The organism is Rummeliibacillus sp. GQ308 (assembly GCF_059759115.1).
Map to the genome: position 1 here is coordinate 938423 of NZ_JCAXDQ010000001.1, position 20566 is coordinate 958988.

Below are 20566 nucleotides of genomic sequence, written 5' to 3' on the forward strand. Positions count from 1 at the left end.
TCGGCATCACTTTGGCGAATAAATACTTAAAAGAGAACGAGGGGGAAAAGGATTGAAAACAGTTAATTTACAAGATGCATATTTAAATCAATTAAGAAAAAATGGGATTTTTGTTACAGTATTTTTGCTAAATGGTTTTCAATTAAAGGGTACAATCCGTTCATACGATAATTTCACTGTTTTGCTAGAAGCAGAAGGAAAGCAACATTTGATCTATAAGCATGCTATTTCTACATTTGCACCATCTAAGCCTGTCGCATTCCAACAAGAAGAAGAGTAATAAGGGTTACAGCGTTTTATGTGTAGTTTTTATCCAGAGTTTAACCGACAATCGCCACTTAAACTTTTCATTTGCAAATTGGATGGTTAAAAGCTAATAGTACTTGATAGACGGCATAGATGAAAGAGTTGACCTGCTATAACAGTGGTTAACTCTTTTTTCTTACGGCCTTCTATATTATACTTAAAAATTATTGGAGGAATTATTTATGAAAACAATCACACCTGAAGAAGTATTAAACAAATTAGATGCGAACGAAGATTTACATATTGTAGACGTTCGAGAAAATGAGGAAGTGGCTAATGGTATTATTCCTGGAGCGATCCATATCCCGCTTGGTCAAATTCCAGAGCGTATGGAGGAGTTAAATAAAGAAACCCCTTATATCTTTGTTTGCCATGCAGGCGGACGCAGCTTCAGCGCATGCTCTTACCTTGAAGGGCTTGGTTACGATGTAACGAATCTTGAAGGCGGCATGAGTGCTTGGGAAGGCGAGCTGGAATTTTAATTTTTATATGGAAAGAGGACGATCACAGCTTTGTGCATCGTCTTTTGCTATTTAAACAATAATAATGATGATTGGAATTATTAGAGAGAACGGAGTAGAGAAAATGGCTTACAAGTCACCATTAACAGATGAAACATTGATGCTAGCAAAGAAAATTGAAGAGAAGGTTAAACCCTACTTTAACCGTGCGGATGAAATGGCTTTTTATAATCAACAAAAAGTACTTTCTGCCTTTCGTAATAATAATGTCAGCGAACATCATTTCCATCCTTCAACAGGGTACGGATATGATGATGAAGGGCGTGATAATCTAGAGCGTATCTATGCTGATACATTCGGAGCGGAAGCGGCGCTTGTTCGACCTCAAATTATTTCGGGTACACATGCCATCACTCTTAGCCTTTTTGGAGTGCTGAGACCAGGTGATGAATTGATGTATATTACAGGACAACCATATGATACACTTCAGTCTATTGTTGATGGAGGAGATCAAGACACTGGCTCATTAAAAGACTTCAATATTAGTTACCAGCATATTGACTTATTGGACGATCAATATATTGATTGGGATCAGGTTGAAGAGAGGGTATCTGATAAAACGAAAGTAATTGCTATTCAGCGTTCTAAGGGGTATGCAACAAGACCATCGTTTACGATTGATCAGATCGCTGAAATGATTCAAAAAATCCGGTTGATTAAAAGTGACGCCATCATTTTTGTAGACAATTGCTACGGTGAATTTGTGGATGCAGTAGAACCTACTGAACTGGGTGCAGATCTTATGGCAGGCTCTTTAATTAAAAACCCTGGCGGCGGTTTAGCAAAAGTTGGGGGTTATATTGCAGGTAAGGCGAAATATGTCGAACAATGCGCATACCGCATGACTTCACCTGGTATTGGAGCAGAGGCAGGTCCATCTCTTAACGCACTGTTAGATATGTATCAAGGATTCTTTTTAGCTCCTCATGTAGTGTCTCAAGCATTAAAAGGAGCTATATTTACTGCTGCTGTACTTGAGGATATTGGGATGTCTCCATCACCGCGCTATGATGCAAAAAGAACAGATTTAATTCAATCAGTTTCATTTAACACCCCAGAGCAAATGATCCAATTTTGCCAGGCTATCCAAAAAAATTCCCCTGTCAATGCACACTTTGCACCTGAACCTGCTCCTATGCCAGGTTATGACGATGATGTGATCATGGCTGCAGGTACATTTGTACAAGGAGCCAGTATTGAGTTATCAGCGGATGGTCCGCTTCGCCCTCCATACACTGCCTATGTTCAAGGTGGCTTGACATATGAACACGTAAAGTTTGCGATTTTAAGTGCAGCTCAACAACTTCAAAGCACTAAACAATAAAAGGTAAGAAAACAGAGCTATTAAGAGATGATAAAACATCCTTCCGAATATAAGGAAGGATGTTTTTTTATATTTCTAAAGGAATGAATACGTATTTTAACTCCTGTTAATTAAGTTTTAATTTACATGTTAGAAAACCTAACATTATATTGACAGTAAAGCTAACATGTTATAAAATTAACTTGTGAAAGGTGAGGTGAAGGATTTGAATAAAGAGATTAGAAAGACTATGCCTTTGCTGCCAATTAGCATTGTGATGCAACTAACTGATTTAACCGCTCGTCAAATTCGCTATTACGAAGAACATGAGCTCATTGTTCCAGCAAGAACTGAAGGGAATCGCCGGATGTTTTCATTAAATGATGTTGATGATTTATTAGAGATTAAGGATTTATTAGAACAAGGTATCAATATGGCTGGAATTAAAAAAGTATTTGAAATGAAAAATGAACCGCTTGTTACCAAGCAATTGAAGAAAGAAATTACTGATGAAGATTTAAGAAGGATTTTACGAGAAGAAATGCGTCAAGCGCAAAGTATGCAAAAAACCTCTATCCGACATGGAGATTTATCTCGTTTCTTTTCATAACACCTAAAAAATTCTACATATAGGGAGAGATTTCATTGGGAAAGTTTACAAAAGATGATATTCGTAGATTGGTAGTAGAAAAAGAAGTGAATTTTATCCGTTTACAATTCACAGATGTATTAGGATCTATTAAGAACGTAGAAATACCTGTAAGTCAGCTAGAAAAAGCGTTGGATAATAAAATGATGTTCGATGGCTCGTCTATTGAAGGTTTTGTGCGTATTGAAGAATCTGATATGTACTTATATCCTGATTTAGATACATTTATTGTATTCCCATGGACAATCGGCAAAGGTACAGTATGCCGCTTTATTTGTGATGTATACAGTGCAGATGGTACACCGTTTGCAGGAGACCCAAGAAATAACTTGCGTCGCATATTAAACCGTATGAAAGAAATGGGCTTTACCAGCTTTAATTTAGGACCTGAGCCTGAGTTTTTCTTATTTAAATTAGATGAAAAGGGCGAACCAACACTTGAACTAAATGACCATGGTGGTTACTTTGATTTAGCACCAACAGACTTAGGTGAAAATTGCCGTCGTGATATTGTGCTTGAGTTGGAAGAAATGGGATTTGAAATTGAAGCATCTCACCACGAAGTAGCACCGGGCCAACATGAAATTGATTTTAAATATGCAGATGCGATTACAGCATGCGATAACATCCAAACATTTAAATTGGTTGTAAAAACAATTGCTCGCAAACACGGTTTACACGCAACGTTTATGCCTAAACCATTGTTTGGTGTGGCGGGTTCTGGGATGCATTGTAATGTATCTTTATTTAAAGGGTCAGAAAATGCTTTCTTTAATCCGAATGGCGACCTGCAATTGAGCGATACAGCATATCAATTTATGGCTGGGGTATTAAAACATGTCAAAGGCTTTACAGCTGTGACAAATCCAACTGTGAACTCTTATAAACGATTAGTGCCAGGTTATGAAGCTCCATGTTATATTGCTTGGTCAGCACAGAATCGATCTCCTCTTATCCGTATTCCGGCTTCTCGCGGTCTATCTACTCGGATTGAAGTACGTTCAGTTGATCCAGCAGCAAATCCTTATTTAGCGATGGCTGTCATTCTAGAAGCGGGATTAAATGGTATTGAGCAACAGTTGACACCGCCACCTGCAGTTGATCGAAATATTTATGTGATGAATGCTGAAGAAAGACTAGAAGAAGGCATTGGTAATTTGCCGGCAAACCTAGATGACGCATTGCACGCACTTGCAGAGGATCAAGTCATTCAAGGTGCTTTAGGAAAGCATATTTATGCTAATTTCCGTGAAGCAAAAGAAATAGAATTTGATTTCTTCAGAACACAGGTCCACCAATGGGAACGTGACCAATACATGAAGACTTACTAAAATAAAAAGCGCTGGGATTCAAAGTCCCAGCGCTTTTTTTGTATTAATAGGTGTTTATTATGCATACAGTATTTATAAAATTTGGAAATAATATAAATAGCAAAAGGTATAAAGAAAAGTAAATTTATAAAAGGAAGGAAAAACATTGAAAGAGAAGAAAGTATAGTTCATTATACAATTAATAGAGAAGGACAAATCACGCATCAAATGTGATACCGGGTACAACAAGCTATTGGTTAAATACCTAAGGGTAGATTATTCTATCGAAAAGGAGATGAATGATTAATATGACAGATTATCAGAATGAAGAATTTATTTTAGATATGCCAGAGAACTCGTTAAATTTAAATATTCCGTATGCTTTCTTTATAGATCATGCCTCTTTAAATTGGAATGAATTATATTTTGGATTAAAAAGTCAATATGTTTCTCTAAATTATGCTATTGAAAAAGCAGTATCAGAGGTATCAATTAATGATAATACTTCAAATACGCTATTTGAGCTTGCTTCACTTTTTAAAAATGAAGAAGACTTAGCTGAAAAGTATATTAATGATTTAATACAAGAGAAAATAATTGATTTAATGTTATTGGAAAATAAACAATTCATGATTGACTGTAAAAACAAATATCTTTATATTGCTTTATTGTGGTTGTATCAAAACCCCAAAAAATATAATCATCCGAAACGATACGACTCAGAATTAAAAGAAATAGACTACAGTACCAAAGTTTACGATGTTATTTGGGATTTTAAAATACCTTCAATACCAGCACGTGATTTTCGATATTTCTCGATGACTTTTGAAGTAACAGAGAAAAATCAAGAACTATTTTTAAATAGATGAAATCAATTTTTAGAAGAACAAAAACAGATAGTCGAATAATATTTAAGAAAAAATGCGAATTACCAAAATAATACTAACAATAAACTCAATTTTAAGTCGTAGGATCCTAATATCTTTTACATGTTGAGGTCTATTTCTATTTAGTCACAGACAATTAAAAAACTAAATATCATAACACACTATCGGGATTAGCAAGTCACCCATTTCAATCTTTAATAGATAAAGACGATCTCTATATTCTTAGTATGCTTAGAGAAAATCTCTTTTAATGAGGTATTAGCGATTTTAACATTAAGCAAAAATTCATTTGTATCATTAAAACTATCAGAAATATCCTTACTCTTGGTATCAGAACCTGGAAATACTTCTAAAAGTATATATCCTTGAGAGCTATTTGCTATATAGTATTTTGTTTTATGATAGTAGAATTCAACTTCTCTTCCAGTTGCCAAGTAATGTTGCAGAACTTCCAAGTCAATATAAGAACCGTCATCATTTTCTGAAGTTTTAAAAGTATCCATCTTTCAAACCCACCTCTGTCACTTTTTAATATTAGTCTTGCTTACTTCACCCAGATAACCTTAATCCTAAACAATAATAGTAGCCTTATCACGTTCATATTTAAGCGCTTCGGAAAGCAAAAATGTTGTGTTTTTGCTTCACTCAATTGTCGAGAGATATTTTTGCGCAATAGAAGATGTGTTAAACCATCTGACTGTTAAATCTAAAAATTTATAACCCTGTATTTACCTATATTATACACTGTAATATATTTACTTATATTGAATAATGGAAGTTTTTAAGTTTTATTACAATTATGTATGGCGCTAGAATGAAAAATCAGGAAGAGTAGAGTTTATTACTGGTGAATACTTTGTACAGCATATTATGAGAATAATCGTATGATATGTGACTATGTTTTGAATGTGCAAGGAGGTAGTGGATTGTATTAAGAGAGGAGAAAAAATAGAAAATGATTGAATTACGAAAAATAACTGGAGATAACATAGAGAAAGTAATAGCACTTGAAGTTGAAGAAAACCAAAAAGACTTTATAGAAACTACTAACCTAAGAAGCTTTGCAGATGCTCATATGTTGAATGCAGAAGGGATATTTGCTGCACCCTATGCCATTTATGCCGGTGAAGTGGTGGTTGGATTTTTGATGTATATTTATGATACGTTGGATCACGAATCGTTTGAAAAAGAAGATTTTTACGGCAAGAAGAGCTATTTTATTTGGCATATTATGATTGGAAAGAGTTACCAAGGGAAAGGCTATGGCAAACTTGCATTTGAAAAAGTGTTGAAGGAAATAGTAACGTGGCCATTTGGTGAAGCAGAATATATAGCTCTCTTTTATCAAACAAGTAATATCAAAGCTAAAACATTATACGCTTCATTTAAATTTGAAGATACAGGTATTATTCAGGGTAAGTCCATGTTGGCGATTAAAAAGCTAGTTGAGAAATAAAAGAAACATGCAATGTTTTCATACTGCAAAATAGCACTTTAAGTAGGCGCAAAATAAAACTAATTTAACACCCGCGCTATCTGTTTTGTGTTTATAAAAAAACAATCAGTCTACAGGTAATGTAATAGACTCGATTGTTTTTTTAAGTATCAGTATATGTTTCGATAAAGACCAACAACTTTACCAAGAACAGCAACGTTTTCAACAATTATTGGCTCCATAGAGGAATTCTCTGGTTGTAAACGGAAGTGTCCCTTTTCTTTATAAAAACGTTTTACTGTTGCTTCGTTCTCCTCCGTCATAGCTACTACGATATCTCCATTATTGGCAGTTGCCTGTTGTTTGACAATCACATAGTCTCCATCGAGAATTCCTGCCTCTATCATAGATTCACCCATGATTTCGAGCATAAAAATATGGTCATCTGATCCACCGTAAGTGTCAGGAATAGGGAAGTACTCTTCAATATTTTCGATAGCGGTGATAGGTAACCCGGCAGTTACTTTCCCAACTAAAGGAACATGCATAACACCCTGTTTGGTAACATTTCCTTGATCTAAGATTTCAATAGCGCGCGGTTTTGTCGGGTCTCTGCGAATCAGCCCTTTGCTTTCCAATCTATTCAAATGGCCGTGGACAGTTGAACTGGAAGCTAAACCTACAGCTTCGCCTATTTCTCGTACAGAAGGCGGATATCCTTTAGTGCGTACTTCTTCTTTTATAAATTCCAATATATCATCTTGTCTTTTTGATACCTTTTTCAATTTGCTCACCCTCTTATCAGCAATTTTCTTTAATTGTTAAATGAAGTATAACATGTCTATTAAACGGATGCAAACATAGGTTCGAAATATATTTGACAAAAACGCATGTTCGTATTATATTGAATTATATAAACTACGAACAAACATTCGATGAAGGGGAGATCCTTATGAACTGGATTAAAAAAAATCGAAATACCACCTATTTATTTGCATTCATATTCGCCATTATGGTTATTCTTATGGTCATCAATCGGGATACAACTAGCTACACAAACATAGAAGTCCAAGAAGGAGATACTTTATGGTCGCTATCTGGACTTTATAAAGGGGATTTATCCAAAAGTGAGTGGGTTTCTTTAGTGAAAGATAAAAACAATATTATTGACGGACGCATTATAGCTGGTCATACTTTATCTATTCCTGCGTACAAAAAAACTAGCACAAATAAAAGAGGAATAGAGTTGGCGAGTGAAAATGAATAGAGGGAAAGAAGCAGTATTATATTGCCGTGTGAGTACAGAAAAAGAATCCCAAGATTCTTCGCTAGAACGGCAAGAAAGTGAACTAAAAGAGTTTGCCAAAACAAAAGGCTATAATGTTATGAGTGTATTTAAAGATCGACATAGCGGCTATGACGTAGAACGCGAGGGACTCATGGATTTGCTGGATTATATTAAAGAACAACATATTACAGCATTGTTTGTGCAGGATGAAACGCGATTAGGACGAGGGAATGGTCGCATGGCCGTATTACATCTACTTAATAAAATGGAAGTGACTATTTTTACGCTTAATAATGCAGGCAATATCCAGCTGAATGAAATGGATACAATGTTGCTTGAAATATTGGCACTAGTAGAGGAATATCAAAGGAAATTACATAATGCCAAAATACGTCGTGGGATGAAAAGGGCTGTACAAAACGGCTATAGGCCTGAAAATAACTTAAAGGATCGGGGCAATCCAGAAGGTAGAGAAAGAATTGATGCTCCGATTGAACAGATTATTCAATTGAGAAATAAAGGGCTAACATTTGAAGAAATCACTTCTACTCTAAATGGATTGGGCTTCCAACTTAGCAAAGCAACAGTACATAGACGCTATAAAGAATTCGAAGAGCACAATAATTAATTGTAAACTGTCGAAAAGTTTACTTTCGAATACTGGTTGGCTTGATATGCAAATAATGCTTAACGCTTGCACTTAAAACATATTTTACATACTCTTTAAGATATGAAGAATATGAAAGGGTGTATATAAATGTTGCCAAAAGAAAAGATTGACCGTATTAATTTCCTGTCTAGAAAATCAAAAGCAGAAGGACTAAGTGTCGAGGAAGCAAAAGAACAAACAGCACTTCGAAAAGAATATCTGGATACATTCCGTAATTCCATGAGAGACACCATTGAGCATGTCCGAGTATTTGATCCAAATGGCGATGAAGTAACACCGGAAAAGGTAAAGGAAATTCAAAAACGAAATAATCCTTTAAATTAATAAGGTAAAGTAAATGTCGAAAAAATATTGTTTTCTGACATAATGTTGACTAAACTGTAATAGAATAATACTTTGCTTTCAGAAAGGATGTCTATTCATGACGCTACAAGCAGATCAGCTTGCAATTAATACAATTCGAACTTTGTCGATTGATGCAATCGAAAAAGCAAATTCTGGTCATCCAGGTTTACCAATGGGTGCAGCACCAATGGCTTACACGCTATGGACAAAACAAATGCAACATAATCCAAAAAATCCAAAATGGTTTAACCGTGACAGATTTGTATTGTCAGCAGGACATGGTTCAATGTTATTATACAGCCTACTTCATTTAGGTGGTTATGACTTACCGATGGATGAAATTAAAAACTTCCGTCAATGGAATTCATTAACTCCTGGTCATCCTGAATTTGGGCACACTGCTGGAGTAGAAGCGACAACTGGTCCACTGGGGCAAGGGATTGCTATGGCTGTTGGTATGGCGATGGCTGAAGCACATTTAGCAGGAGTATACAACACACCAGAACATTCTATTGTAGATCATTATACATTCGCGCTTTGCGGAGATGGAGATTTAATGGAAGGTGTATCTGCAGAAGCAGCTTCACTTGCTGGCCATTTGCAATTAGATAAACTAATTGTCTTATACGATAGTAATGATATTTCATTAGATGGTGATTTGAATAAATCATTCTCAGATAATACAGCTGAACGTTTTAAAGCATATGGCTGGAATTATATCTTGGTTGACGATGGCAATGATATTGAAGCTATTAATTCAGCAATCGAAAAAGCAAAAACTCATAAAGGACAACCTACATTAATTGAGATTAAAACAGTTATTGGCTTTGGTTCTCCTAACAAATCAGGTAAATCATCATCTCACGGTGCACCGCTTGGCGTTGATGAAGTTCTACTAACAAAACAAGCTTATCAATGGGAAAATGAAGATTTCTTCGTTCCTGAGGAAGTATACGAAACATTTAAAGAAGCAGCGAAAATTCAAGGGGAAGAAGCTGAATCTGTATGGAACGAACAATTCCAAGCATACAAACAAGCATACCCAGAACTTTCTGCACAGCTAGAAAAAGCAATTAATGGAGAGCTGCCTGAAGACTTTGACGCAGAAATCAAAGCTTTCGAGCCAGGCAAATCGGTAGCTACACGTTCATCCTCAGGTGATGTGATTAATGCGTTAGCTAAGAAATTGCCTTCTTTCTTTGGAGGAAGTGCTGACTTAGCTGGCTCTAATAAAACTACTATTAAGGATGCAGGAGATTTCTCTGCAACTGAACGAGCTGGACGTAATATTTGGTTCGGTGTTCGTGAGTTTGCAATGGGTGCTGCATTAAATGGTATGGCTTTGCATGGCGGTCTTCACGTGTTTGGTGGAACATTCTTTGTCTTCTCTGACTATGTGCGCCCTGCCGTACGTTTATCTGCACTTATGGGACTTCCTGTGACATATGTGTTTACACATGATTCTATTGCTGTTGGTGAAGACGGTCCAACACATGAGCCAATTGAACATTTAGCAGCATTGCGTGCGATGCCGAACCTCTCTGTTATCCGTCCTGCTGATGCTAACGAATCTGCCGCTGCATGGAAGCTTGCAGTATCATCTAAAAATAAACCTACTGCTTTAGTGTTGTCACGACAAAACCTGCCAGTGCTTGATGTAGATGTGAATGCAATCTATACAGGCGTTGAAAAAGGTGCTTATGTTGTTGAAAAGGCAGACAAAGAAGTGGCTGATGCATTGCTATTAGCAACCGGTTCTGAAGTACAGTTAGCTGTTGCTGCTAAAAATGCATTAGCTGGTGAAGGAATTGATGTTACAGTTGTATCAATGCCAGATCTAGGCCGTTTCGACGAACAAGATGCAGCATATAAAGAAAGCGTATTGCCTAAAAACGTAACAAAACGATTAGCAATTGAAATGGCTTCTTCATTTGGTTGGCATAAATATGTTGGTTTTGAAGGTGATGTTTTAGCTATTGACCGATTCGGAGCTAGTGCACCTGGAGAAACAGTAATCGAAGAATATGGCTTTACAGTAAACAACGTAGTAGAGAAAGTTAAAGCTTTAATGGCAAAATAAATAGAAATACCAAAAAGTAGAGGGAATATGCCTCTACTTTTTGTTTTTTGACAAAGAAAGTGGGGTATTTACAGTTTAAATTGACAAAATATTCACTTGATTGAAGGTATACTTAGTAGAAAGAAAGGGGCGGCTTAAAAATGCGTGTTTACTCAATCTTTCATATTAAACCAAAACATCAATCATTTATATATGGTAGAGAACGTCTTCTATTCGAATTAATTAATGGGGTCAAAACGAACCAAAATAATTTTTATCCTTCACAGGAATTAGCTTATTTATGTGAGACATTGCCTGTTGAGGATATTGAAACTAGCATAGAAAAACATTTACATACTAGTTTTTCTGCTATTAATATTAAAAACCATGAAATCTATTTAAGTAATCAATTCAAAGGGGATCTTCACATAGAAATTCAGCCATACTATCTAAATGTTTATTGTATTGGCTCCCGTATGTTAGAGTTAGATTTATTTGCAACATTATCAAAAATTAGCTCTGGTTTTATTGGCTTCAATAAGGGCGAAATGGAATGTGGCTGGTTAAAACCTCCAAAATTTTCTGTTCTGGCAGAAAGTTAACAGTGCCTCTTTACTAGAAGGAGAAAGACTCGGTCACCAAAAATAAGAGAAATAGTAGTGTCGATGACATTTTTGTTGTATAATCCTCTTTGGAGAGATATTCTCGTATGCACAATTTAGAGGAGGAAATTAGTTGAATACTGGACTAGCGATTACATTAATTATTGTAGCGTTAATTATTGGTTTAGTTGGCGGATTCTTTATTGCAAGACAATATATGATGAAATACCTGAAAGAAAACCCACCAATCAATGAACAAATGTTACGTATGATGATGACTCAAATGGGTAGAAAGCCATCAGAAAAACAAATTAAACAAATGATGAACCAAATGAATAAAGTAAACAATAAATAAGAAACAGCACTCCAATGAGTGCTGTTTTTTATGTTTCTTGTTCATTTGTAATATATTTTTCGATAAATGTATGCACAGCTTTTTCATACTCATCTGGATTTTCATTAAATGATTGTGCATGTGCCCCATGTTCAAATAACTTTAGCATTTTGGGGCCTTTTTTTAATTGATATAACTCAATCGTCATATCTGGCAAAATAAAGTCGTCTGGAAGGCTATGAATGAACAGGACAGGTTTTGTAATATTAGGAATGGCTGTTCTCGGAGCAACATTTTTCAACCAGTAGCCATCTCGAAGACGTAAAAAAATCTCAGCAAGTTTTATAGCTAAAGGACTTTTTAATGGAGTTTTTTTCTTCATTAAATACAAAAGCTGTTCATAGAAATCTGAGTACGGGCAATCAGCAATATAAAAATCCGCTCTATCTTCCAGTATACCGGCATATAAAAGGGTGGTAGCTGCACCCATTGATTCACCATGAACGCCGATAATGGATTCGTACCCTAATTGTTCTTTTATATAATGTAGCACAGCTTCTAAATCGAATTTCTCATAAAAGCCATAACTTGTGGTCTTTCCTCCTGATTCTCCGTGTCTCCGATGATCATAAACAATGGTATTGAAGCCCAATCGTTCAAAAAGTCTTACATACTTTACTGAGTTTACCTTATTTTCCGTGACCCCGTGACAAATTATCATTGTCTTCTTTGTCTGTAGGGGCTTAAAATAGATTCCCTTTATGACGTAACCATTTGGAGAAGAAATTATAATATCTTCTTTTTCTACTCTATTGAACCATTTTTCGTCGTAGCGTAAAGCTTTTTTTTCTCTTTCTAAAATAAACAAGTCATCTTTTTTCTTTATATAAATGAGTTGGCTTGAAACTAGGTAACCAGCTAATGAAAGGATGCCGCCAAAAATGCCTGTCACTAACCCGAAAATCCAAAAAAACTTCTTTTTCATCGACACCCCTGCTTCCAATATAGATTTTTACATTCCTGCCATAAAGATTTGTTTGCAATGAATCAAATCCCTCGTTTTTCTGAAGTCTTTTACTTTTAATATTTGTATTGCTTTATAATATAATATGAGTTGACTTGGATTTTTGATAAAGTGAAATGGAATTTGAAAGGAATTTTGTAAATGGCTAAGAAAAGAAAAAACCAAAATATATCTTCTCAAAAAGAGCAAAAAGATGAAAAGCTTACATTGCAAGATCAATTAAACGGAGATGTATTGGAAAAGTTAAAGCTAGCGAAAAAGGAACTTGTGGCAAAAGAGCAACAGGTACAAGAAGAAAAAGCAGCACAATTAGCATTTGAGCGCAAGCAACGAGAGAAGAATAAATCTTTTGCGGAATTATTAGATGAATATGGAGATAGAGGTTCCAAATTTTAAAGGTTAAAAGCCGCGAATAGTATTGCATCAAAAAGATAGACATACTTTGTCCTATCCTTAAATGCAGCTATTCGCGGCTTTTATAATCCAGCTGATGGCTGAATAAGAAAATTTAGATGAAATAATCTCCTAAGTGAGGTGACTATACTTTATAGTCGATGTTCTGTATATTGGTCTAGCTTTGTTAATTCGACTAAATTACTATCATTGGAATGGTCAATTTGATTATAGGCTTGAATAGTTGCTGCAATTTGTTCTCGTGTGCTTGCTCCAATAATAGCAGAGGCAATTTCTTTATGCTGGAGAACACTTTGCAAGGCGGTCACATGAACTGAAGTGGCCGCATTCGCCAAATTAGTTAAGGTAGCTTGTAGTTCTTCTTGTGAGTATGTCAGATAACCATTGGTCTTTTGAACCCTATTTTTCCAATCATCCGTGAGCAGTCCTTTAGCAAGAGATCCACGAGTCACTACTGAAGCGCCGAGCTCTTTAATGGAATCAAACCATTCTTCTGGGCGTCTGTCGAGCAAACTATACTGCATCATAATGGATACAGCTTTGCTCTCTTTTAAAAAGGGTATAAAAACATTTGGCCTAATAGAAGAAATTCCGTATTCCCGAATAATACCTTCTTGTTTCAGTTCATTGAATGTATCAATGATCTCTTCCCAATTTTCCCCTAAGGTACCACCGTGCAGCTGATATAAGTCGATATAATCTGTTTGAAGACGACTCAGACTCTCTCTGACAGCTTTTTTGATATGTTGAGCGGAAGCGTCAAAGTGCCATGAATCAGAAGAAGCATTCCATACATTCCCCACCTTTGTCGCCAGTAATATATCTTTTCGCTTTTCTTTTAGTAAATGGCCGATGGTTTCTTCATTCATGCCACGCTGATAGAGGTCAGCTGTATCAAAGTAGTTGATGCCTGCATCGATTGCAGTATCAACTATATATGATGCGTCAACACGATTTGTCGGTAAAGACATGCAGCCTAGACCTATTTCTGATAATAGTAATTCACTTGCTCCTAACCGTCTTTTTTCCAAAACTATCGCCTCCTTTAAAGATAATGGTACAATGATTCATAGATAAATAACAATAGAGAGGAATTCGACAATGAAAAAATTTGAAGAAAAAACTATTTCAACAGAAGAAATTTATAAAGGACGTATTATTAATGTCCAAAAAGATGAAGTCACACTACCAAATGGCAAAACTGCTTCAAGAGAATTAGTAAAACATCCGGGAGCGGTTGCTATTATTCCTGTAACAAAAGAAGGGAAAATAGTTATGGTAGAACAATATCGTAAGCCTCTCGAACAAAGTATTATTGAGATTCCAGCTGGTAAGCTCGAGCCAGGTGAAGCTCCAGAAAAAACAGCAATGCGTGAATTGGAAGAAGAGACAGGCTACGGTGCGAAGAACTTCGAAAAAATTTATTCATTCGCCACATCTCCTGGATTTGCTGATGAAATTATCCATCTCTATGCTGCAACAGATTTATATCAAATAGAACAGCCAGCAAGCCCAGATGAAGACGAATTTGTTGAACTTATGGAAGTTTCCATTGAAGAAGCAGAGCGTTTAGTAGAGAAACAACAAATTTATGATGCGAAAACAATTCTAGCAATTATGTGGGCAAAAAATAATCTATCAAAATAAGGTATTTTTTAGAACGAGGAGCATAGGTTGTACTATTAGAAAGTAGGTGACCTAGTGAATCGTTCATTGCAACTATCGTATTTTTTTCTAATCATTTCAATTGGCTTCATTGGTGGAATTATAGCTTTTAAGATTTCAGCTCCCGAACAAACCGAATGGCTAATATCTATAATTGATCCTCGCCTTCTGTTTGAGGGTAAGCCAAAAATGTGGCAATCGCTATGGCCAGCATTTATGCCGTATCTTTTCTTAGTGTTGCTTGCTACACATCAATGGTTCCGCCATGCAACAAGATTAGTAGTCGTCTGTAAAAGCGCCTTTTTTGGTTTTTGTTCAGCTTATCTAATCGCTACTCAAAATGCTATTTGGAATTACGTTTTTTGGTGGTTTCCTATTCAATTTTTATACACTTGCTTATTATTGTTATTTTCAATTGTGCTTGTCCCTAAACCATTTTATAATTCTAGACGGCAGGGGCTTCATTGGAATCGACTCATCGCCATTGGAGTATTAGCTGCACTTATATTTGGTATTGAGCTTCTCATTATCCATTTTATGTTTTAATGATTTTTATCATTTGATATTAATTATCATTAAACAATCATTATAAGTATTTTAGTCGCTTAATCTTGTAATGAGAAATAAACTTTTGGTATAATGGTAGAAGTTTAGGGGGGCGTCATATGGAGAGCCGTATTGATCGAATTAAAAAACAATTACATGGTGCTAGCTATAAACTGACGCCACAACGAGAAGCGACGGTTAGAGTACTTTTAGAAAATGAAGAAGATCATCTAAGTGCTGAGGATGTTTACCTATTAGTAAAGGAGAAAGCACCGGAAATCGGTCTAGCAACTGTGTACCGTACATTAGAGTTGCTGACAGAGCTGAAAATTGTCGATAAGATCAATTTTGGCGATGGGGTTTCTCGTTATGATTTACGGCAAGAGGGTGCAGCTCATTTTCATCATCACCTCGTTTGTATCGAATGTGGCGCCGTTGATGAAATACAAGAAGACTTGCTTGAAGATGTTGAAGCAGTAGTTGAAAAACGGTGGAATTTCCAAATAAAGGACCATCGATTGACATTTCACGGTATATGCTGGCGTTGTACTGAAAAGCATGCCGAAGAAAAAAACAAAGAGAATGTTAACAATCCAAATAATAATGAAGATTTTTAAACAAATGGAAAGGATGGCGGAGGTGCTGTCCTTTTTTGTTTTAGGAGGATTATTGCGATGAAACAAGAAATACTAGATGCAATTGCAGATTATATTCACTTTCTAAGAGTAGAGCGCCAATTATCACAAAATACATTGCAGTCCTACGAACGAGATTTAAAAGATTATACACAGTTTTTGTTTGAGACGAGTCAGTTAGAGAAATTTGATGAAATTGATAAATTGCAGATTTTAAAGTATTTGCAGAGTTTGCAAAGAAAAGGGATTTCAGCTAGGACCATATCAAGGCATATTTCATCCATTCGCTCATTTCATCAGTTTTTGTTAAGAGAAAAATATTCAAACAATGATCCGAGCGTACATTTAGAATTGCCTAAAATTGAGCAAAAATTGCCAAAAATATTATCAATTGAAGAAATAGATCGTCTTCTCTCTATGCCGGATCTTTCGCGGCCACAAGGTGTTAGAGATCAAGCGATGATGGAACTTTTATATGCAACTGGTATGCGTGTGAGTGAGTGTATAACACTTAATATGGAAGATATTCATTTAACCATGGGCTTTGTACGTGTTTTTGGGAAAGGCGGCAAAGAGAGGATTATTCCTCTTGGAAACTCAGCCATTAATGCATGTACGAATTATTTAAATCATGCGCGTTTTCATCTTGAGAATCCGAAGCTACGAACAGATGCGTTATTTATCAATCAGAGAGGGAAAAGGTTAACAAGGCAAGGTCTCTGGAAATTATTAAAGGGTTATGCAGAAAAAGCGAATATAACAAAAGAATTGACGCCACATATTTTACGTCATTCCTTTGCGACTCATTTAATTGAAAATGGAGCAGACTTACGTGCAGTGCAAGAAATGCTTGGACATGCTGATATCTCTACAACACAAATTTATACACATATTAGCAAATCAAGGTTGTCTGAAGTATATAAACAGTTCCATCCAAGAGCATAAAATATATACATCAGATGTCTGACCTTTATTTTTTAAAATATTTTGGTAAAATAAATCTATAAACAAGGAGGGCAACATTATGACTATAAAACCGTTTAAACGCATTCACCTTATCGTCATGGATTCTGTAGGTATAGGAGAAGCGCCGGATGCAGCTAGTTTTAACGATGTTGGCGCGGATACTCTCGGACACATCGCGAAAGAAATGAAAGGGCTCACAATGCCGAATATGGAAAAGTTGGGCTATTCTAATATTCGAGGCATAATCGGCTTAGAAGATTTAGAGGGCATGAAGTCTGTTGATCAGCCTCAAGCTTTTCATGGCTATATGCAAGAGGCCTCTGTAGGTAAAGATACGATGACTGGCCACTGGGAGATCATGGGCCTAAATATTAACAAGCCATTCAAAGTGTACCCAGAAGGATTCCCTCAATCGCTTATTGATGAATTAGAAGAACGTACTGGGCGCAAAGTGCTTTGCAACAAACCAGCTTCAGGGACACAAGTCATTGAAGATTTCGGAAAAGAGCATATGGAGACAGGTGCAATTATTGTTTATACATCTGCTGACCCAGTATTGCAAATTGCTGCACATGAGGATATTATCCCGCTAGAAGAATTATACAAAATATGCGAAATTGCACGTGAAATTACGTTAAAACCTGAATATCTAGTTGGCCGTGTTATTGCACGACCTTTTGTTGGTACACCAGGCCATTTTGAACGTACTTCCAATCGTCATGATTATGCATTGAAACCATTTGGCCGTACAGTAATGAATGAATTGAAGGATGCAGGCTTTGATGTCATAGCATTAGGCAAAATATCAGATATATACAATGGCGAAGGCGTTACGGAAGCTATCCGTACACAAGACAATGATGATGGAATGGATCAATTAGTGAATGTCTTGAAAAAAGACTTCCAAGGAATATCTTTCCTTAATTTGGTTGACTTTGATGCTAAATATGGCCATCGACGCGATCCTATTGGATACGGAGAAGCTCTTGAAGAATTTGACCGTCGATTAGCAGAAGCGTTGGACCTTATGAAGGAAGATGATTTACTTCTCATTACAGCAGACCATGGAAACGACCCTACTTTCCCTGGAACAGACCATACGCGCGAATTTGTTCCACTAATTGCTTATTCGCCTCGATTGAAAGAAGGTAAAGAACTACCAAAGACAGAGACATTCGCTGCTATTGGAGCGACTATTGCTGAGAACTTTGGTGTCAAAATGCCTGAATTCGGCACAAGCTTTTTACAACTTTTAAAATAAGTGAGGGATCCATCCATGAGAATGGTAGACATTATCGAAAAAAAACGTGAGGGACAAGAACTTACGACAGAAGAAATTCGCTTCTTTATCCAAGGCTATACAGACGGATCTATCCCTGATTACCAAGCGAGTAGCTTGTTGATGGCAACCTATTTCCAAGATATGAGTGAGCGTGAAAGAGCGGATCTAACAATGGCTATGGTGGAGTCGGGCGACCAAATCGACTTGTCCGATATAGAAGGAATAAAAGTAGATAAGCATTCGACAGGTGGCGTTGGAGATACAACTACACTTGTTCTAGGACCACTAGTAGCTGCTGTAGGCGTTCCTGTGGCAAAAATGAGCGGACGCGGTTTAGGCCATACAGGTGGAACGATTGATAAATTAGAAGCAATCGATGGCTTCCATGTTGAATTATCAACTGAACAATTTGCAGAACAAGTAAACCGAATCAAACTAGCCGTTATTGGCCAAAGCGGGAACTTAACTCCAGCTGATAAAAAGCTTTACGCACTACGTGACGTTACAGCAACAGTATCAAGCATTCCGCTAATTGCTAGTTCAATTATGAGTAAAAAGATTGCCGCTGGAGCAGATGCTATTGTATTAGATGTTAAAACTGGTGATGGCGCCTTTATGAAAACGGTTGAAGATTCTAAGAAATTGGCGCATGCAATGGTTCAAATAGGAAAAAATGTTGGACGTAATACAATGGCGATTATTTCGGACATGAACCAGCCTCTAGGCTATGCAATAGGCAATGCATTAGAAGTCAAAGAAGCGATCGATACATTGCGTGGGGAAGGACCTGAAGATCTTACAGAACTTTGCCTGACTCTTGGTTCTCAAATGGTTGTACTTGGTAATAAAGCGAAAACTATCGAGGAAGCAAGAACAAAGCTCGAAGAAGTTATTCAAAATGGCAAAGCTTTAGAAGTTTTCAAAGAGTTTATTGAAAGCCAAGGAGGCAATCCGAGTGTAGTGGATGACCCTTCCCTGTTGCCACAAGCAAAATATACGTTTGAGGTACCTGCAAAAGAGCAAGGTTATGTAAGTCATATTGTAGCAGACGAGATTGGTACTGCTGCAATGTTACTGGGTGCTGGACGCGCTACTAAAGATTCTGTTATTGACCTTGCTGTTGGTATTATATTGCATAAAAAAGTGGGCGATTCTGTAAAAGAAGGCGAATCTCTAGCTACAATTTATGCAAACCAAGAAGAAGTCAAAGAAGTGATCGAAAAGATATATGCTAATATTTCACTCTCAGAAAACGAAGTGAAAGCACCAGAATTAATTGAAGAAATCATTACAGAATAGTTTAAATTAAACCTGCATTCTATTGAATGCAGGTTTTTTCTATACCACTTTTTGACTTGAAATCAAAAATATTAATCCAACTCTTTGTGTTTAAAAGGGAAAATGGCCGTCTATAATGAGGGATGGTAGCTGTCACATTTTTTCTATTTTTAGCTTATTACTTCTTAAATTGTCATACTTAAGGAAACCTACCTTTTCATGTAGTATAGTTTCTAAAAAGGAGGTATACAAATGCAGCATCATATTGAAATTACATCTGAAAAAATAGCCATTATCAGGCTGGGGGGCGAACTCGACCACCATGCAGCTCGCCATATCCGCGAAGACATCTCTCAGGCGATCTATAGCGGTTATGTACAAGACATTATCTGGAACTTAGAAAGCCTTCAATTTATGGATAGCGCAGGCGTAGGCTTAATACTTGGGAGAATGCGAGATCTGCAAGTGCATAATGGCCGTACATTAATTATTAAACCTTCTTCTACCATGGAGAAAATATTCCAGTTCTCTGGATTAGGAAAATATATTTGGCATGACACTGAACAAGAAGCCATCCAAAGTTTAGGAGGGATTCTGCATGGATAATGAAATGACGCTATCATTCATGGCAGTAAGCGATAACGAAGCACTCGCTAGAATAGCGATTACAAGCTTTTTATCAGTACTTGATCCAACTATTGAAGAACTATCAGAAATTAAAACAGTTGTCTCAGAAGCAGTAACAAATGCGATTATTCACGGTTATGATGAAAATCCTAATGGCATTGTAACAGTACAAGCTTCAAGACATGGCCGAGAAGTAACCATAACAATTCTTGATCAAGGTATAGGAATTGAAAATGTGACACAAGCGATGGAACCGCTATATACAACAAAACCATTGCTAGAAAGGTCAGGGATGGGCTTTACCATCATGGAAAGCTTTACAGATCAATTAACTGTGCAATCAGAACTCGGGAAAGGAACGGCCGTTACTTTCAAGAAACAATTTCAACCAGTCCAAGAGCCGCTATATGTAAGGTGACA

26 protein-coding genes are annotated in these 20566 nt (G+C 36.5%); 22 read left to right on the forward strand and 4 right to left on the reverse strand.

The features are described 5' to 3' along the window. The first annotated feature begins 52 nt into the window (after positions 1–52). The 6 genes from hfq (at position 53) to AC6CHJ_RS04460 (ending at position 4958) form a co-directional block, all read left to right on the forward strand. On the forward strand, positions 53–280 hold the full coding sequence (gene hfq, locus AC6CHJ_RS04435) for an RNA chaperone Hfq (protein ID WP_066785859.1): 228 nt from the start codon (positions 53–55) through the stop codon (positions 278–280). Positions 281–488: 208 nt separating this feature from the next. Next, entirely contained in the window at positions 489–788 is a 300-nt protein-coding gene (locus AC6CHJ_RS04440) for a rhodanese-like domain-containing protein (RefSeq protein ID WP_066785861.1), read from the forward strand. Positions 789–891: 103 nt separating this feature from the next. Beyond that, positions 892–2151, forward strand: coding sequence for a methionine gamma-lyase family protein (locus AC6CHJ_RS04445; RefSeq protein WP_498287416.1), 1260 nt, complete (start codon positions 892–894; stop codon positions 2149–2151). A 205-nt stretch (positions 2152–2356) separates the two neighbouring features. Then, positions 2357–2740: a MerR family transcriptional regulator gene (locus AC6CHJ_RS04450; protein ID WP_147194037.1), complete on the forward strand. Its 384-nt coding sequence runs from the start codon at positions 2357–2359 to the stop codon at positions 2738–2740. Positions 2741–2775: 35 nt separating this feature from the next. After that, entirely contained in the window at positions 2776–4110 is a 1335-nt protein-coding gene (gene glnA, locus AC6CHJ_RS04455; RefSeq protein WP_147194035.1) for a type I glutamate--ammonia ligase, read from the forward strand. 287 nt (positions 4111–4397) lie between these two features. Beyond that, positions 4398–4958, forward strand: a complete 561-nt coding sequence (locus AC6CHJ_RS04460) for a DUF2247 family protein (protein ID WP_498287418.1) — start codon at positions 4398–4400, stop codon at positions 4956–4958. Positions 4959–5170: 212 nt separating this feature from the next. Here the strand turns inward: AC6CHJ_RS04460 and AC6CHJ_RS04465 are convergent, their stop codons facing one another. After that, positions 5171–5479: a hypothetical protein gene (locus AC6CHJ_RS04465; RefSeq protein ID WP_498287419.1), complete on the reverse strand. Its 309-nt coding sequence runs from the start codon at positions 5477–5479 to the stop codon at positions 5171–5173. Between the two features lie 452 nt (positions 5480–5931). Between AC6CHJ_RS04465 and AC6CHJ_RS04470 the strand changes: the two genes are divergently transcribed. Further along, positions 5932–6432, forward strand: a complete 501-nt coding sequence (locus AC6CHJ_RS04470) for a GNAT family N-acetyltransferase (RefSeq protein ID WP_498287420.1) — start codon at positions 5932–5934, stop codon at positions 6430–6432. A gap of 149 nt (positions 6433–6581) precedes the next feature. Here AC6CHJ_RS04470 and lexA read toward each other — a convergent pair whose 3' ends face one another. Next, a complete protein-coding gene (lexA, locus tag AC6CHJ_RS04475; protein ID WP_147194027.1) occupies positions 6582–7196 on the reverse strand; it encodes a transcriptional repressor LexA in 615 nt (204 codons plus the stop codon). A gap of 167 nt (positions 7197–7363) precedes the next feature. On the opposite strand from lexA, the gene yneA reads away from it, so the two are divergent. The 6 genes from yneA (at position 7364) to AC6CHJ_RS04505 (ending at position 11730) form a co-directional block, all read left to right on the forward strand. Then, positions 7364–7678, forward strand: coding sequence for a cell division suppressor protein YneA (gene yneA / locus AC6CHJ_RS04480; RefSeq protein WP_147194025.1), 315 nt, complete (start codon positions 7364–7366; stop codon positions 7676–7678). After that, a complete protein-coding gene (locus AC6CHJ_RS04485; protein ID WP_249775979.1) occupies positions 7671–8327 on the forward strand; it encodes a YneB family resolvase-like protein in 657 nt (218 codons plus the stop codon). The genes yneA and AC6CHJ_RS04485 overlap by 8 nt, the downstream gene beginning before the upstream one ends. Before the next feature lie 129 nt (positions 8328–8456). Next, positions 8457–8693 carry a DUF896 domain-containing protein gene (locus AC6CHJ_RS04490; RefSeq protein ID WP_147194020.1) on the forward strand — a complete coding sequence of 79 codons (237 nt, stop codon included), beginning with the start codon at positions 8457–8459 and terminating at the stop codon, positions 8691–8693. A 97-nt stretch (positions 8694–8790) separates the two neighbouring features. After that, a complete protein-coding gene (gene tkt, locus AC6CHJ_RS04495; protein WP_392994529.1) occupies positions 8791–10794 on the forward strand; it encodes a transketolase in 2004 nt (667 codons plus the stop codon). 140 nt (positions 10795–10934) lie between these two features. After that, positions 10935–11375, forward strand: a complete 441-nt coding sequence (sirA, locus tag AC6CHJ_RS04500) for a sporulation inhibitor of replication protein SirA (RefSeq protein ID WP_066785888.1) — start codon at positions 10935–10937, stop codon at positions 11373–11375. Between the two features lie 133 nt (positions 11376–11508). After that, on the forward strand, positions 11509–11730 hold the full coding sequence (locus tag AC6CHJ_RS04505) for a YneF family protein (RefSeq protein WP_066785889.1): 222 nt from the start codon (positions 11509–11511) through the stop codon (positions 11728–11730). A gap of 28 nt (positions 11731–11758) precedes the next feature. Here AC6CHJ_RS04505 and AC6CHJ_RS04510 read toward each other — a convergent pair whose 3' ends face one another. Beyond that, positions 11759–12694 carry an alpha/beta hydrolase gene (locus AC6CHJ_RS04510; protein WP_147194016.1) on the reverse strand — a complete coding sequence of 312 codons (936 nt, stop codon included), beginning with the start codon at positions 12692–12694 and terminating at the stop codon, positions 11759–11761. A gap of 180 nt (positions 12695–12874) precedes the next feature. On the opposite strand from AC6CHJ_RS04510, the gene AC6CHJ_RS04515 reads away from it, so the two are divergent. Then, positions 12875–13129: a YqkE family protein gene (locus tag AC6CHJ_RS04515; protein ID WP_147194014.1), complete on the forward strand. Its 255-nt coding sequence runs from the start codon at positions 12875–12877 to the stop codon at positions 13127–13129. 149 nt (positions 13130–13278) lie between these two features. Here AC6CHJ_RS04515 and AC6CHJ_RS04520 read toward each other — a convergent pair whose 3' ends face one another. Next, entirely contained in the window at positions 13279–14178 is a 900-nt protein-coding gene (locus tag AC6CHJ_RS04520) for an aldo/keto reductase (RefSeq protein WP_498287423.1), read from the reverse strand. A gap of 70 nt (positions 14179–14248) precedes the next feature. Between AC6CHJ_RS04520 and AC6CHJ_RS04525 the strand changes: the two genes are divergently transcribed. From AC6CHJ_RS04525 to spoIIAB, 8 genes are all read left to right on the forward strand, one after another. Then, the gene (locus AC6CHJ_RS04525) at positions 14249–14794 is read left to right on the forward strand and encodes an NUDIX domain-containing protein (RefSeq protein ID WP_147194010.1); all 546 of its coding nucleotides are present in this window, start codon (positions 14249–14251) and stop codon (positions 14792–14794) included. A gap of 54 nt (positions 14795–14848) precedes the next feature. After that, entirely contained in the window at positions 14849–15358 is a 510-nt protein-coding gene (locus AC6CHJ_RS04530; RefSeq protein WP_147194008.1) for a hypothetical protein, read from the forward strand. A gap of 119 nt (positions 15359–15477) precedes the next feature. Then, on the forward strand, positions 15478–15975 hold the full coding sequence (gene fur / locus AC6CHJ_RS04535; RefSeq protein WP_066785913.1) for a ferric iron uptake transcriptional regulator: 498 nt from the start codon (positions 15478–15480) through the stop codon (positions 15973–15975). A gap of 57 nt (positions 15976–16032) precedes the next feature. Next, positions 16033–16938 carry a site-specific tyrosine recombinase XerD gene (gene xerD / locus AC6CHJ_RS04540; RefSeq protein ID WP_249775719.1) on the forward strand — a complete coding sequence of 302 codons (906 nt, stop codon included), beginning with the start codon at positions 16033–16035 and terminating at the stop codon, positions 16936–16938. A gap of 79 nt (positions 16939–17017) precedes the next feature. Beyond that, a complete protein-coding gene (deoB, locus tag AC6CHJ_RS04545) occupies positions 17018–18220 on the forward strand; it encodes a phosphopentomutase (protein WP_249775720.1) in 1203 nt (400 codons plus the stop codon). 15 nt (positions 18221–18235) lie between these two features. Further along, a complete protein-coding gene (locus AC6CHJ_RS04550) occupies positions 18236–19540 on the forward strand; it encodes a pyrimidine-nucleoside phosphorylase (protein ID WP_498287426.1) in 1305 nt (434 codons plus the stop codon). 231 nt (positions 19541–19771) lie between these two features. After that, the gene (locus tag AC6CHJ_RS04555) at positions 19772–20125 is read left to right on the forward strand and encodes an STAS domain-containing protein (protein WP_066785922.1); all 354 of its coding nucleotides are present in this window, start codon (positions 19772–19774) and stop codon (positions 20123–20125) included. Further along, positions 20118–20564 (forward strand): anti-sigma F factor, encoded by a 447-nt coding sequence (spoIIAB, locus tag AC6CHJ_RS04560; RefSeq protein ID WP_066785925.1) that lies wholly within the window; start codon positions 20118–20120, stop codon positions 20562–20564. Before AC6CHJ_RS04555 ends, spoIIAB begins: the two co-directional genes overlap by 8 nt. Positions 20565–20566: the final 2 nt, after the last annotated feature.